The organism is Pseudomonas morbosilactucae (assembly GCF_023241715.1).
Lineage (GTDB): Bacteria > Pseudomonadota > Gammaproteobacteria > Pseudomonadales > Pseudomonadaceae > Aquipseudomonas > Aquipseudomonas morbosilactucae.
Map to the genome: position 1 here is coordinate 42,199 of NZ_JALQCW010000035.1, position 14,219 is coordinate 56,417.

General features: G+C 59.0%; 11 protein-coding genes and 1 other RNA gene. 7 read left to right on the plus strand and 5 right to left on the minus strand.

All coding sequences use genetic code 11. From position 1 onward, the window contains the following. Window positions 1-59 precede the first annotated feature (59 nt). The 7 genes from M1B34_RS15315 (at window position 60) to M1B34_RS15345 (ending at window position 8,209) form a co-directional block, all read left to right on the plus strand. Window positions 60-884, plus strand: coding sequence for a (Fe-S)-binding protein (locus tag M1B34_RS15315; RefSeq protein WP_268265545.1), 825 nt, complete (start codon window positions 60-62; stop codon window positions 882-884). Further along, window positions 881-2,335, plus strand: coding sequence for a LutB/LldF family L-lactate oxidation iron-sulfur protein (locus M1B34_RS15320; protein WP_268265546.1), 1,455 nt, complete (start codon window positions 881-883; stop codon window positions 2,333-2,335). Before M1B34_RS15315 ends, M1B34_RS15320 begins: the two co-directional genes overlap by 4 nt. After that, window positions 2,335-3,006 (plus strand): LutC/YkgG family protein, encoded by a 672-nt coding sequence (locus M1B34_RS15325; RefSeq protein WP_268263217.1) that lies wholly within the window; start codon window positions 2,335-2,337, stop codon window positions 3,004-3,006. Before M1B34_RS15320 ends, M1B34_RS15325 begins: the two co-directional genes overlap by 1 nt. Next, window positions 3,003-5,813 carry an FAD-binding and (Fe-S)-binding domain-containing protein gene (locus tag M1B34_RS15330; RefSeq protein ID WP_268265547.1) on the plus strand — a complete coding sequence of 937 codons (2,811 nt, stop codon included), beginning with the start codon at window positions 3,003-3,005 and terminating at the stop codon, window positions 5,811-5,813. The genes M1B34_RS15325 and M1B34_RS15330 overlap by 4 nt, the downstream gene beginning before the upstream one ends. A 183-nt stretch (window positions 5,814-5,996) precedes the next feature. Then, on the plus strand, window positions 5,997-6,284 hold the full coding sequence (locus M1B34_RS15335; protein ID WP_268265548.1) for a hypothetical protein: 288 nt from the start codon (window positions 5,997-5,999) through the stop codon (window positions 6,282-6,284). Between the two features lie 89 nt (window positions 6,285-6,373). Further along, window positions 6,374-6,767, plus strand: a transfer-messenger RNA (tmRNA) gene (ssrA, locus tag M1B34_RS15340). A 185-nt stretch (window positions 6,768-6,952) separates the two neighbouring features. Beyond that, complete coding sequence (locus M1B34_RS15345) at window positions 6,953-8,209, plus strand: integrase domain-containing protein (RefSeq protein WP_130888405.1); 1,257 nt, start codon at window positions 6,953-6,955, stop codon at window positions 8,207-8,209. Window positions 8,210-8,375: 166 nt separating this feature from the next. Here the strand turns inward: M1B34_RS15345 and M1B34_RS15350 are convergent, their stop codons facing one another. The 5 genes from M1B34_RS15350 to M1B34_RS15370 form a co-directional block, all read right to left on the minus strand. After that, a complete protein-coding gene (locus tag M1B34_RS15350) occupies window positions 8,376-8,645 on the minus strand; it encodes a hypothetical protein (RefSeq protein ID WP_130888406.1) in 270 nt (89 codons plus the stop codon). Then, window positions 8,642-9,622 (minus strand): integrase domain-containing protein, encoded by a 981-nt coding sequence (locus M1B34_RS15355; protein WP_130888407.1) that lies wholly within the window; start codon window positions 9,620-9,622, stop codon window positions 8,642-8,644. The genes M1B34_RS15350 and M1B34_RS15355 overlap by 4 nt, the downstream gene beginning before the upstream one ends. Continuing rightward, window positions 9,606-9,959, minus strand: a complete 354-nt coding sequence (locus M1B34_RS15360; RefSeq protein WP_130888408.1) for a hypothetical protein — start codon at window positions 9,957-9,959, stop codon at window positions 9,606-9,608. Before M1B34_RS15360 ends, M1B34_RS15355 begins: the two co-directional genes overlap by 17 nt. Next, window positions 9,946-11,352, minus strand: a complete 1,407-nt coding sequence (locus M1B34_RS15365; RefSeq protein WP_268265549.1) for a YfjI family protein — start codon at window positions 11,350-11,352, stop codon at window positions 9,946-9,948. The genes M1B34_RS15360 and M1B34_RS15365 overlap by 14 nt, the downstream gene beginning before the upstream one ends. A 1,637-nt stretch (window positions 11,353-12,989) precedes the next feature. Beyond that, entirely contained in the window at window positions 12,990-14,210 is a 1,221-nt protein-coding gene (locus M1B34_RS15370; RefSeq protein WP_130888410.1) for a hypothetical protein, read from the minus strand. Between the last annotated feature and the right edge of the window lie 9 nt (window positions 14,211-14,219).

Below are 14,219 nucleotides of genomic sequence, written 5' to 3' on the forward strand. Positions count from 1 at the left end.
GCTTTACTCTCCAGCAGCCTCAACGGACGGATAACCGGGACCACCCGGAGACACGCCTGATGAGCGAGCTTTTTTACAACGCCGTGCCTAACGCAACCCGTGTCGCACCGCCGCTGGCCGAACCGCGCCACTACCCCAGCGAAAAACCGCAACGGGTCTATCTGTTCGGCACGTGCGTGGTCGACCTGTTCTATCCCGAGGCCGGGATGGATGCGATTCACCTGCTGGAGCGCGAAGGCATTCGCGTCGAGTACCCGCAAGGGCAAAGCTGCTGCGGACAACCGGCCTACACCTCGGGTTACACCGAGCAGGCGCGCACCGTGGCTCGCTCGCAGTTGGCGCTGTTCGCCGAGGACTATCCGGTGGTGGTGCCTTCGGGCTCCTGCGCAGGCATGTTGCGCGAACATTACGCCGACCTGTTCAAGGATGAGCCGCAAATGCTGATACAGGTTCAGGCCCTCGCGGCACGGACCTATGAATTGTCGGAGTTCCTGCTGTTTGTCTGCAAGGTGCAGCTCAAGGACAGCGGCGCGCCCGTCAAGGTGGCCTTGCACACCTCGTGCTCGGCACGCCGGGAAATGAACACCCACCTGCATGGCCGTGAGTTGCTGTCACAGTTGAGCAACGTGGAGCGGGTGGAGCACAGCCACGAAAGCGAATGCTGTGGCTTTGGCGGGACTTTCAGCGTCCGAATGCCAGACATCTCTGGCGCGATGGTGGCTGACAAGACCCGTGCGCTGAAGGAATCCGGCGCGCATCAGGTACTGAGCGCCGATTGCGGCTGTTTGATGAACATCAACGGCGCCCTGGAGAAACAACAAGAGGCATTGCGCGGCCAACACCTGGCGAGCTTCCTCTGGCAGCGTACCGGAGGTGCCCAATGAGCGCCCCGGAACTGATCCCGACCGTTGCCGTGTCGGACGATTTTCGCACCCGGGCTCACGAGGCCCTGGGTGACAAACAACTGCGAAACAACTTTCGCAGCGCCATGGATTCACTCATGGCCAAGCGTGCGGCCTCGTTCAGCGATGCCCACGAACGGGAACATCTGCGAGCGCTGGGCAATGCCATTCGCGCGCGTGCATTATCCAAGCTGCCCGACCTGCTCGAGCAGCTTGAACAGAACCTGACCCGCAACGGTGTGACAGTGCACTGGGCGGAAACGGTGGACGAGGCCAATGGCATCGTCCTCTCGATCATCCGCGCTCACGAGGCGCGGCAAGTGATCAAGGGCAAATCGATGGTCAGCGAAGAGATGGAAATGAACCATGTCCTCGCTGAACAAGGCATTGAATGCCTTGAGTCGGACATGGGCGAATTTATCGTCCAGCTCGACCACGAGAAGCCTTCACACATCATTATGCCGGCGATCCACAAGAATGCCGGTCAGGTCGCGTCCTTGTTCCACGACAAACTCGGCGTGGAGTACACCAAGGACGTTGACCAACTTATCCAGATCGGTCGCAAGGTCCTGCGACAGAAATTCTTCGAAGCCGATATCGGCGTCTCGGGCGTCAACTTTGCCGTAGCCGAAACCGGCACCCTGCTGCTGGTGGAAAACGAAGGCAACGGGCGCATGTCCACCACCGTGCCGCCGGTGCACATCGCCGTCACAGGGATCGAGAAAGTCGTCGAGAACCTGCGCGACGTGGTTCCCCTGCTCTCGCTGCTGACCCGCTCCGCCCTCGGCCAGCCGATCACCACCTACGTCAACATGATCTCCGGCCCGCGCAAGGCCCATGAGCTCGACGGCCCCGAGGAAGTGCACCTGGTGCTGCTGGACAACGGCCGCAGCCAGGCATTTGCCGACAGCGAACTGCGCCAGACCCTGAACTGCATCCGCTGCGGCGCCTGCATGAACCATTGCCCGGTGTACACGCGCATCGGCGGCCACGCCTATGGCGAGGTCTATCCGGGGCCGATCGGCAAGATCATCACCCCGCACATGGTCGGCCTGGCCAAGGTTCCGGATCACCCCAGCGCCTCGTCGCTGTGCGGCGCCTGTGGCGAAGTCTGCCCGGTGAAGATTCCGATCCCGGCCCTGCTGCGCCGACTGCGGGAAGAAAACGTCAAGGCCCCCGACAGCCCCCATCAAGTGATGCGCGGCCAGGGCAGCAAGTACTCGCGCAAGGAACGTTTTATCTGGAACGCCTGGGCCCGCCTCAACAGCTCGCCTCGGCTCTATCGGTTATTCGTCCTGGCGGCGACACGCCTGCGCGCCTTGACGCCCAGCAACGTCGGGCCCTGGACGCAAAACCACAGCGCGCCGAAACCGGCCGCCCGTTCGCTGCACGACCTGGCACGCGAGCACCTGGCCAAACAGGGAGACCGTTGATGAGCGCCAAGCAGAATATCCTCGCCAAGCTGCGCACCAGCCTGACCGGCGCCACGCCGATTGTGGATAACTTCGACGAGGCTCTGGTCACCGAGCCTTACACCTACACGGCTGAACAACGCATCCCGCAACTGCGCAAGCTGATGGAAGCGGTGCACACCGAAATCCACCTGACCACAGGCGACCACTGGCCGACGCTACTGGCGCAACTGCTGAACGAGCGCCAACTGCCCAGCCTGCTGATCGCCCCAAGCACACCCCATGGCCAGCGAGTGACCCAGCACTGGGCCCAGCACCCTGAGTTGCCGCCGCTCAAGGCCTACGACCGCCCGGTGGAAGCCTGGAAAGCCGAGCTGTTCAACGACACCCCGGCCAGCCTCACCACCACCCTCGGCGCCATCGCCGCCACCGGCAGCCTGATTCTTTGGCCGACCCGCGAAGAACCGCGGTTGATGAGCCTGGTACCACCGGTGCACTTCGCCCTGCTCAAGGCCAGCGAGATCCGCGACAACTTTTACCAGGTGCAGCAGGAGTACCAATGGGCCCAGGGCATGCCGACCAACGCGCTGCTGGTGTCCGGTCCTTCGAAAACCGCAGACATCGAACAAGTCCTGGCTTACGGCGCCCATGGCCCGAAAGACTTGGTGGTACTGATCCTGGAGGACCAATGAGCCTGCCAGCCGCCTTTTTGCGTGACGCCCAACAACTGATCCCCGCCGAGCGGCGTTTCGACGACCCGCTATCGACCCTGGCCTTTGGCACCGACGCGAGCTTCTATCGCTTGATCCCCAAGCTGGTGATCCGTGTCGAATCCGAAGATGAAGTGGTGGCCTTGCTGCAACTGGCCCAGCGCGACCAGGTGCCCGTGACTTTTCGCGCCGCCGGTACCAGCCTCTCGGGCCAGGCGATCAGCGATTCGGTGCTGATCGTCCTTGGGGATAACTGGAATGGCCGGGAAATCCGCGCTCAAGGCCAGCAGATCCGCCTGCAGCCCGGGGTCATCGGCGCCCAGGCCAACGCCTGGCTGGCGCCGTTCGGGCGCAAGATCGGCCCTGACCCGGCGTCGATCAACGCCTGCAAGATCGGCGGCATCGTCGCCAACAACGCCAGCGGCATGTGCTGCGGCACCGCGCAAAACACCTATCACACCCTGGCCGGCATCCGCCTGGTACTGGCCGACGGCACACGCCTGGACACCGAGGACGCCGACAGCGTCGCGGCCTTCCGCAACAGCCATGCCCCCCTGCTGGAACGCTTGGCCGAACTGGGCCGCAGCACTCGGGCCAACAGCGAACTGGCCGCCAAGATCCGCCATAAATACCGGCTGAAAAACACCACGGGCCTGTCCCTCAATGCCCTGGTGGATTTCGATGCGCCACTGGACATCCTCAGCCACCTGCTGGTGGGCTCGGAAGGCACCCTGGGCTTTATCAGCGCGGTGACCTACGACACGGTGATCGACCATCCGAACAAAGCCTCGGCCCTGATCGTGTTCCCGGATGTAGAAACCTGCTGCACCGCCGTCACCGTGCTCAAGAGCCAGCCAGTGTCGGCGGTGGAGCTGCTGGACCGTCGCAGTCTGCGCTCGGTGCAGGACAAACCGGGGATGCCGGCGTTCGTCCAGCAACTCTCGGCCAATGCCTGCGCACTGCTGATCGAATCCCGCGCGGCGTCCTCATCGCTGTTGCAGGAACAACTGGCGCAGATCATGAATTCCCTGGCCGCCTTCCCGGTGGAAAAGCAGGTCGACTTCACCGAAGACCCGCAGGAAAACGCCAAGCTCTGGGCCATCCGCAAAGACACCTTCCCTGCCGTCGGCGCAGTGCGTAAAACCGGGACCACGGTAATCATCGAGGACGTGACCTTCCCCGTTGAGCAACTGGCCATCGGCGTTAACCGTCTGATCGAGCTGTTCGACAAGCACCACTACGACGAGGCGATCCTCTTTGGCCACGCCCTGGAAGGCAACCTGCACTTCGTCTTCACCCAGGGCTTCAACAGCGCCGAAGAAGTGGCGCGCTACCAGGCCTTTATGGACGACGTGGCGCAATTGGTGGCGGTGGAGTTCGGCGGCTCGCTGAAGGCCGAACACGGCACCGGACGCAACATGGCGCCCTTCGTCGAGCTGGAATGGGGCAGCGATGCCTACCAGCTGATGTGGCAGCTCAAGCGCCTGCTGGACCCCAACGGCATCCTCAACCCCGACGTGGTGCTCAGCGAAGATCCGCAGATCCACCTCAAGCACCTCAAGCCGCTGCCGGCCGCCGACGAAATTGTGGATAAGTGCATCGAATGCGGTTTCTGCGAACCGGTGTGCCCGTCCAAGGGGCTGACCTTGAGCCCGCGCCAACGCATCGTTATCTGGCGCGATATCCAGGCGAAGAAACGCGCCGGCGTCGACACCACGGAACTGGAGGCGGCCTATCAGTACCAGGGCGTCGACACTTGCGCCGCCACAGGCCTGTGCGCACAACGCTGCCCGGTGGGGATCAACACCGGCGAGCTGGTGAAGAAACTGCGCAGCCAGAGCGCCAGCCACGGCAAGACGGCCGATTGGCTGGGCAATCACTTCGCCGCCACCTTGCAGGGCGCACGCCTGACCCTGCACGTGGCCAACGGCGCGCGGATGCTTTTGGGGGCGCCACGCCTGGCCCGGATTTCCGCGGCCGTGACAAAAATCTCCAAGGGCCAAGTCCCGCAATGGACCCCAGCCATGCCACAACCGGAGAAAGCCATTCGCTTCAGTCCGGCACTCAGCGATCAACGTCCAAGGGTGGTCTACCTGGCGGCTTGCGTGTCCCGCGTCATGGGCCCGGCAGCGGCGGACAAGGAACAGATGTCGCTCTACGACAAGACCCGCGGCCTGCTGGAAAAGGCCGGTTACCAGGTGGTGATTCCGGACAATATGGAGCGCCTGTGCTGCGGCCAGCCGTTCGCGTCCAAGGGTTACGCCGAACAGGCCGAGCATAAGCGCCAGGAACTGATCGGCGCCCTGCTGCATGCCAGCCGTGGCGGTCTCGACCCGATCTACTGCGACACCAGCCCCTGCACCTTGCGCCTGGTGCAAGACCTGGAGGATGTGCGCCTGGACCTCTACGACCCGGTGCGCTTCATTCGCACCCACCTGCTGGAGCGCCTGGACTTCACCCCCCAGGAGGCGCCGATTGCCGTCCACGTCACCTGCAGCACCCAGCACCTGGGGGAAAGCCAGGCACTGATCGACCTGGCCCGGCGCTGCAGCAACAACGTGGTGATCCCGGAAGGTATCCATTGCTGCGGGTTCGCCGGCGACAAAGGCTTCACCACCCCGGAACTCAATGCCCACTCGCTGCGCAGCCTCAAGGACGCGGTGCAGTATTGCAGCGAAGGCATCTCCACCAGCCGCACCTGTGAAATCGGCCTCAGCCAGCATGGCGGTATCGACTATCACGGGCTGGTCTACCTGGTGGACCGCGTCACCCAGCCCAGGGCCCTCTGACCGTCGCAACGAAAAAGGAGCATCACGCTCCTTTTTTTCATCTTGGACGAAAAAAAAGCGAATTCCTGCTGCCGGCTATAGTCGATTGCTTAGGCCCCAGTGAATGAGGCTTATCACCGACCTCGGCAGGTTGTCCTGGATTGATCGGCAGCACCGAGACCAACCGTTCAAGGAGATACCTTTATGAAGCGTTCTGCATTGGCTGGACTGTTCATTACCGCGACGATGCTAGCGTCCCCGGTGTTCGCCGCGGCCCAAGAGGATCTGTGCCAGATCAACCTGCAAAAGATCAAAGACGCCAAGGTCAGCACTGAAGTGATGAGCGAGCAACTGAGCGCCGACATCGACGCTTCTGTGCAGCAAGCCACCGCGGAAAAAGCCAAGGGCACCGAGGAAGGCACCAAGAATTGCATCTCCATCACCACCCAGGCGATACAGAAATTGCAGAACAACACCAAGGGCGATCAGTAGGCTTGATGCACAAGGCCAACCTTCGGGTTGGCCTTCTGCTCAGGCTTAGCGTAGAATCCGCCCACCTGTTGGTTATGCACAACAGGTTCGGGGCCGTTTAGGATTCGACGCCGGTTGCGAAACTTTAGGTGCATGCCGAGTTGGTAACAGAACTCGTAAATCCACTGTTGCAACTTCCTATAGTTGCCAATGACGAAACCTACGGGGAATACGCTCTCGCTGCGTAAGCAGCCTTAGCCCTTCCCTCCTGGTACCTTCGGGTCCAGCAATCATCAGGGGATGTCTGTAAACCCAAAGTGATTGTCATATAGAACAGAATCGCCGTGCAGTACGTTGTGGACGAATCGGCTAAAACTTACACAACTCGCCCAAAGCACCCTGCCCGTCGGGTCGCTGAGGGTTAACTTAATAGACACGGCTACGCATGTAGTACCGACAGCGGAGTACTGGCGGACGGGGGTTCAAATCCCCCCGGCTCCACCATTTGATCAACTAAAGACGTCCACGGACGTCTTTTTTTGTGCCTGAAATCCAGTAAATACGGGGATTTCAGCGCTTACGGGAGCTTTGGAGGTTTTCTGAGTTCCAGCTGCTTTGGTATCCCAGGTGGTATCCCGGACTACCAAATGCTATTTTCAGGATACCAAAACGGTGCTGGAGGTAGCCCCATGCCTACTAACGCAACCCGCCTCTCCGATCGCCAGCTCAAGGCAGTCAAGGCAACTGGTAAAGACTTCGTCCTCAGCGACGGCGACGGCCTGCAGCTTCGAGTACGCGCCAGCGGCTCGATGATGTGGAATTTCAATTACCGTGAGCCGTTGACCAGAGCCCGTCTTAATATGGCGCTCGGTCCATACCCTGACCTCTCGCTAGCCAACGCCCGGAAGAAAGCAGCAGAGGCGCGTGAGCTGCTCGCTTTGGGCATTGATCCCAAAACCCAGCGTGATGAGGTAAGGCAAGCCAAACTTGCTGAGACTGAACACACTTTCGAGAAGGTGGCCACCGCCTGGTTCGAGCTGAAGAAAGACTCCGTAACCAAAGCCTACGCCGAAGACATTTGGAGATCGCTGACGCTTCATGTATTCCCAAGCATGAAAACAACGCCGCTCTCTCAAATCACTGCTCCGATGGTTATCAAGATCCTTCGTCCAATCGAGGCCAAAGGGAGCCTCGAAACCGTGAAACGATTGAGCCAACGACTCAACGAGATCATGACCTACGGGGTCAACTCCGGGCTGATATTCGCGAACCCCCTCAATGGAATTCGGGCGGTGTTCAAGAAACCCAAGAAAGAGAACATGGCTGCGCTACCACCTGAGGAGCTTCCCGAGCTCATGATGGAAATCGCGAACGCCAGCATCAAGCGCACGACCCGCTGCCTGATCGAATGGCAGTTGCACACGATGACCCGCCCCGCCGAAGCTGCCACCACACGATGGGCAGATATCGACTTCGACAAGCGCATTTGGACCATTCCGCCAGAGCGCATGAAAAAGCGGCGCCCGCACACAATCCCCCTCACCGATCAGGCACTTTCGTTACTGGAGACGCTCAAGCAACTCAGTGGTAACAGAGAGTACGTGTTCCCCTCAGATAGAAACCCCCGCACCCATGCCAATAGCCAGACCGCCAACATGGCGTTGAAGCGTATGGGCTTTCAGGACCGTCTAGTCAGCCACGGCTTGCGCTCGATGGCGAGCACCATCCTGAATGAGCATGGCTGGGATCCGGAACTGATCGAGGTCGCGCTGGCGCATGTCGACAAGGACGAAGTTCGTAGCGCCTACAACAGGACGGACTACATCGAACGCCGGCGTCCGATGATGGCTTGGTGGAGTGAACATATCCAGAACGCGGCCACCGGCAGCCTGTCCGCATCGGCTATCAATCAAACCAGAGATCGCAACGTCGTACCGATTCGCTGAACATCCAAAAGGTAAGCGGCACCGGCTACGATTCGTGTCGTGTAGTAGGGTGAAAGGAGTGACGACAGTTGCCAGATCTCTGGTATGCCTGCGCTTTTTCAGCCAAGCCCCAGAGTATGGGAAGGCTCCGCATTCCCATACTCTGGGGCTCACGCTTAAAGGTCTATCAGGCAACCACGGTTTTTGCCTTTCTACGGCGGATCAACCCTGCTGTTAACTCGTAGTAATAGACGGTAGCTTGAGCTGAGCATCGCAAATAGTGCTCCAGAAACCATCTCACGTGCTTCTCTCTCCAGGACCAGGGAGTCGCGCAACCCCAGCGTTCACGAATCACCTCGTGCATCCTTTCTGCTTGCCTGATGTGCCGCTGCTGCGTGGCATGTGCACCTTTGAGCACGGGGCGCAGGAACAACGCTATGTCGAACTCGGCCGTCATCGCCGACCTCCGATGTAGGCACTCACCACATCGATGCGGTTATGTCCCAACTCGTGGCTGATCTGCTTACGGGCTCGCTGATCGAGTGCTCGATCCTCTTGATGAACACGGCCACCATTAACGGGTGCAGGAAAGCCGACTAGTTGCTCATAGCGCTCACAGGCGTAAGCCGCCCGCAGCTCATGAAAACTTTTCAATCCATGCTCATGCAGGATGTCCCGTGCCGGTCGCACAACTGCCTGCATAAAGTCTTTGTAGCTTTCGTCGGGCGCCAACAAATTCCGGCTGCCATTGGGTGAGTTCGCGCTGGCCCAATCCAGGGCATCGCGAACTTGATCCGTTACCGTAATCCAGCGCGGTGCCGAGGCCCCTGATCGACCACCTTTGGTGCCATCCTGGATGTTGATCTTGCCCAGTTGCCGAACCTCACGTTGCAGTCGGGGCAGATCGGCCAGGATCGTTTCGCGCAGCCGCATACCAGTCTCACGGGCGAGGAGCACAATGGCACTCACCCTCGATTGCTGACGATCTGACAGCGCCCGTGCGATCAACTCGACCTGCGCACGGTCTTGGCCTTGCGAAGCCTCACTACGCACGCTTGAGCGCTGCAAGCCCAGCGCCTTACTCGGACTCGGGATTTTGACGTACTGATCACCGCGCAGCGCGGCCATCGTTCGGTTCACGCTGGACAGTCGGTTCTGCGCGGTGGCAATGCCGACGTTGCCCTGATCAACCTGCTCCCGCACGTGGACGGCGTACCGCATGAGGATCTCGCGGTCTATCTGGCGCGCGTCATTGACCCTCGGTCCTTCATCGGATCGACACCAACGCACGAACGCCTGCCAGCGATCGCTATGGGCTTTGACGGTAGCAAAATGGCCGTCGCCAAAAAGATCTTTCAGTGCTTGCGGCCCGGCATAGCTAAGCTGACGACCGAAGCCAAAATTACGCCCCGCTCGCTTACCGACCCGAGCCATTTTTCTGCTCCTGATCGACTGCAGCGAGATCATGCAAAAGGGCTTTCCAGTTCGCACTCACGATGGCGAACTGGGCCCAATCAGTCGGGCGAAAACACAGCGTGTTGTCGGTGACGTAGAGATGCGCGCCCTCCTCTTTCAACCACTGAATGATGGCTGTCGTCGAGGTGATAGTTTTACGTGTGGTGGCGACACCGGCGACAGCGGCGACACCCTTTGTCCTGCCTGGTTTTGGGCGTGGCGACAAAGTGGCGACACTAGCGGCGACAAACCGCGTTTTTGGCTCTTTTTGGCGCTGAGCCAGATGGTTACGCAACGCTTCATCAAGATTGAACATGGCGCACCTCGAAGGTGTGGCCATCGGTGATCAACCACTGATGATCAATCAACTCGACCAACAGCTTGGCGGTATGACGACTGCTCTTACGGGCAAAGCGGGGACCGTTGCGATTCAATTCACGAATACTGAAACGCTTCCAATCTTTGACCTGTAGCCATCGCAGCAACCGGTCTGCCTCTTCCTTTACCCGACACACTGGCTCCTGCTCAGTCAGGCGCTGGATCTCGGTGAGGTAGTAGCCGACTAAAGCGGAGGCCCGTTGGATATGGTCGACCTCCACGACGCTGCTCTCCTCCACAACTGCAAGAATGCCGGCGACGCGCAGCAGGTTATCGGCGGCCTTTGATCCGCTGGGCCGTACGCTGGCCAGCTCGCCAAACTCCCCCAGTTGAGCTTCGATAGCATCATGCAAATCAATCCAGCGACAACGCGCCAGCTGACTTAGGCTCAGCATTGACAGCTGCAAGGCACCGTCAGCGGAAAGTGACCACGGCTGATAAAACAGAGCCGAAAGGCGGTGATGATAGCGCTTTAGGGCGGCGTCTTTGGACAAGTCGACAGCCTGGTAGCTACGTTGCCCGGCTAGACTGGTGGGCCAGGTCATCAAGCAGCGCCCTAGAATGCCTTGTCCCTGCAGCAACGGGTCACTGAGTAACTGCATGGCCAAGTACGGTTGCAGCATTAGGTGCAGGCTCAAGCGTCTGTCGTAGGCTCGCAAGCTTTCGCCAACCATGGAGCGCGCGCGATCTATCGGACTGCCATCCCAGAGTGACGACAAGGTCGTGACCGCTTTCAAACGATTATCCCGACTCATGGTGCTGCTACCGAGGAATTGTCCGCCTTCGTCACAGAACAACCCCATGCTGGGCAGGTCGTGACAGAGCCCTTTGATCAAGGCCTCGATCGTCGGGTCCGTGGTGATCAGCCTCGGGGCTGAAGGCTCCGCTTCGAGCGGTACGCTGTTTGTGGGAGCGGGATCGGCAGGGTTGATACGCTGCGCTTGTCGCTGTGCGGCACGGTACCGGGAGAGCTGTTCACGATAGCGCTGCCACTGTTCACGCTCCCATAGCCGTGCTGGCAGCAAGGCACATCGATCTGTCGCCGTCTTGCGATCCCCTGACGCGGCGACGGTGATCAGGTACAACGACAGGGGATAATGTCTCCCGTCGAGCTGTAAGCCCGCATGACCTTGGGTGGCCAGCGCCGAGGTGGCCAAGACCGATTGCGCGGCCAGCGCTTGGGGCACGCCGATGACCTCGGCCATACGCTCAACCGCAGGCCCAAGAATCCCACCCAGCGCCTGCACCGGATAAGGCTGGGCCACGGGATTCGACTCAACCAGCGGTCGAGGCGGTCGTGGTAGTTCAAGCTTCGGATCTAACTGCTGCATGGGCCCTCTCCTCGTTCATTGCTGGTTGTCCTCACGTAACTCCGCCACGGCTGTTGAGTGTTATCAGGGATCAAGGCCCCTGCGGCCTGTGAGGTGTTCACTGACGCGGAACGAACGGCTCCTTACGACCGGGAGCAAGGGCATGACCCCATGAATCTGGCCTCCTTAGACGCATCCGAAGATGCGGGCGGGTGGAGGCTGTGCCGACTGACGAGTTCGGCACCTGGAGATCCTGAGCGGGAGAAGGCAACAACATCGACACCTGGGGCATGCCTGACTGTCAGTCAGGTGCAGCCTTTCCATAGGCTGCGGCACCGATGCCTATGTCGTTGCGGATGGCGACGAATCGGATTTGTCAGGCCGATTGTCACGAGGAGAGTTGCGGCAATGCCTTGTACGACGTGGCTTGCAGCAGTGGTAAGATCGCCCGTCTCTTTCCAGGAGAAAGAGACGGGCGCGGTCTGGCGCAACGAAGTGTGCCGAAATGTGAGGTTGCTGCAGCGTAGCGAGGTAGGCACATCGTCTGCCGCAATGGGCAGATCAGTCGAGTAGGCATCCATCACTCTTGGAAAGTGACCGTGCGAGCCGCCGGACGCTAATCGCACTTCGGGGGAACCACCAAAAAGTGGCGTAGCCTTGAAGGTTCTGGCTACCTGGGCTGGTGCTGTCAACGACAGCGATCCGTGCCCCATTTTTTATACCCACTCGAAAAGGCGGTCAAGCGTCACGGCCAATATGCTCAGAAAGTGGCGACTGTCGCCACTTCTGTCGCCACGCTCAAGGTCACGTTCTGCATGGGTTGTCGCCGCTGTCGCCGGTGTCGCCACCTCTCTAGCCATAGCCCTACGACAAGCTCGACTCTGACGCTGAAACTGCGGTGTACTCGATAGAGATCGTGGGCATTTACTGGCGGGTAAAAGAAGGCGTGGCGCTAATCAAATTTGAAATGGGAGGATGGAACTAGGTGGCTTCGAGAAAAAGCGAGTGAACCCGCCGATCGGCGCGATCAAAGATCGCTTGATCGGAGGGTTTGGCGGGAAAAGAAAAGTCTCAAGCGTCAATTAGAGCCTCAAGCATCGAAACTGGTTGGTCGAGATGCAGTAGCTTCACGGAGATTAAGCAGCGTCTGCTGCAAGCGCAGCAGAAAACCGGCCTCGAACGCTTCTTGAAAGTCCCCAGGACAATGACGTTTTCAGTTCTGCGCCAGTGCCCACCACAACGGTAATGATGAGCCTTCGAGCCAGGTCTCAGCACACCGAACGCCATCCTTGATCGTCGGAGCGAACTCATCGCCCCAGGGGGTTTGGATCGCGGGCGAACCTTCAGCGGAGGGGACAGACAAGCCGCATACCATTAGTCCCCAACTCATAAAACGGACGCAGATAGTCTCTCTGCCACAGCCGCGTACTGATTGCTTTGAACTGGCTGATTCCCACTGAGCTGAGTCGGAGCTGTTATCGATTTTTGGAGGTTTGTATCAATTCTTTGACGAATCTTACTGAAATCGAAAGGCGCGAACGGTTGTGCCAAAGAGTCCTGCACCATCAATAGTCGCGCTGCCTACAACGTAAATAAATTTCAAAGTACTGCAGTATTACGATATGTCTCAGCCACATATTTCGGTACGTGTGTCAGGCTCAGTACGGAATATTCAACTGCAACTGGTGGATCTGCACCGACCTTGGGTGAACGATATGCTTTAAAACCCGGTTCTCTTGAACTGCCGGCTGCTCGGGGTAATCCGCAAAATGATCATTGCTGATTACATAGGCGCCCGTGTCGAACTCGGCAGCAGCAAGCAATCCTTCATCGGCTTTAATTTCCGGGGGCATCACGATGACGTTAGCCTCGGGAAACATTTCCTTCAGCGCGAAGTCATCCAGCGATAGACGCTGGCGGATGCCTGGATCGAACATCAAGGTCACGTTGTAGCTTTTAGAAAGGTGCGGCACCAGTGCCTTCAATGCGGCCAGACCAATGAAACGCCCCTTACCTTGCTCCATAGGTTCGTAGCAAAGGTTATTGCCATCGATTATCAGCGTCTTAATTTGCTTATCCAGCAGCCGAATGATGTCTTTCAGACGGGACTGTAGTTTATCGGCGTCACGTTGCAACTTGCGTTGTTCGCCGTTCAGTCTACTAAGGACGGCACCTGGTCTACCATTTTGAAAACGAGCCTCGCAACGCTGGTGGATCATCGCTTTTTCGCGAGAGGTCATTGCACTACTCAACTCTCTTTCAAAGCCTTCAGCTTGAGCAATGTCACGCTCTATTTTGGCCAACTCACTGAGTGCACATTTCCATTTGCGCAGCACCTCGCCGGCCATCGACTCCCAATGCTCACTTGCACGGCGGGTTTCTTCGATCTCGTCTTGCAATCGCGCCAACTCCTCACTCTTGCTCGCCATGGTCGCCTGGGCTTCAAGCGGATTCAGGCCACGATGGCGAAGAAGCGACTCGGTTAGCTTGCATACATCCTTTTCGTAGGCATCCAGCATGACTTGGTCATCGGCCGCAGATTGGCGGAGAGATTTAAGAAGGGATTCAAGCTCAGTACATTGTCGATGGGCAACGGTTTGTTCAGCCGACCGCCAGAAACTGGAGAAAAAGCCCCCCGCGATCTCCTTTAACTCGGCCAAGCGCTGCTGAGATGACATAATCTTATGCTTGTGTTCAGCCAGGCGATTGCCGACCATCTGCACTGCACGTTTGGCGTGCCCCAGTTTGGTATTAGCGTCTTCAATATCGAACGTGCTGAACCACTCCAGGTCGGACTTCCACCGACTGATGTCGTCGATCATCTGCACAGCTTGAAGTGTTTGCTGCGCCAGACGGGTAGCATGCTTGTTGGTGTACATAACTCATCC

Coding starts and splice junctions, on each gene's coding strand:
- M1B34_RS15315 (WP_268265545.1), top strand. CDS start 60: ATGAGCGAGCTTTTTTACAACGCCGTGCCTAACGCAACCCGTGTCGCA.
- M1B34_RS15320 (WP_268265546.1), top strand. CDS start 881: ATGAGCGCCCCGGAACTGATCCCGACCGTTGCCGTGTCGGACGATTTT.
- M1B34_RS15325 (WP_268263217.1), top strand. CDS start 2,335: ATGAGCGCCAAGCAGAATATCCTCGCCAAGCTGCGCACCAGCCTGACC.
- M1B34_RS15330 (WP_268265547.1), top strand. CDS start 3,003: ATGAGCCTGCCAGCCGCCTTTTTGCGTGACGCCCAACAACTGATCCCC.
- M1B34_RS15335 (WP_268265548.1), top strand. CDS start 5,997: ATGAAGCGTTCTGCATTGGCTGGACTGTTCATTACCGCGACGATGCTA.
- M1B34_RS15345 (WP_130888405.1), top strand. CDS start 6,953: ATGCCTACTAACGCAACCCGCCTCTCCGATCGCCAGCTCAAGGCAGTC.
- M1B34_RS15350 (WP_130888406.1), bottom strand. CDS start 8,645: ATGACGGCCGAGTTCGACATAGCGTTGTTCCTGCGCCCCGTGCTCAAA.
- M1B34_RS15355 (WP_130888407.1), bottom strand. CDS start 9,622: ATGGCTCGGGTCGGTAAGCGAGCGGGGCGTAATTTTGGCTTCGGTCGT.
- M1B34_RS15360 (WP_130888408.1), bottom strand. CDS start 9,959: ATGTTCAATCTTGATGAAGCGTTGCGTAACCATCTGGCTCAGCGCCAA.
- M1B34_RS15365 (WP_268265549.1), bottom strand. CDS start 11,352: ATGCAGCAGTTAGATCCGAAGCTTGAACTACCACGACCGCCTCGACCG.
- M1B34_RS15370 (WP_130888410.1), bottom strand. CDS start 14,210: ATGTACACCAACAAGCATGCTACCCGTCTGGCGCAGCAAACACTTCAA.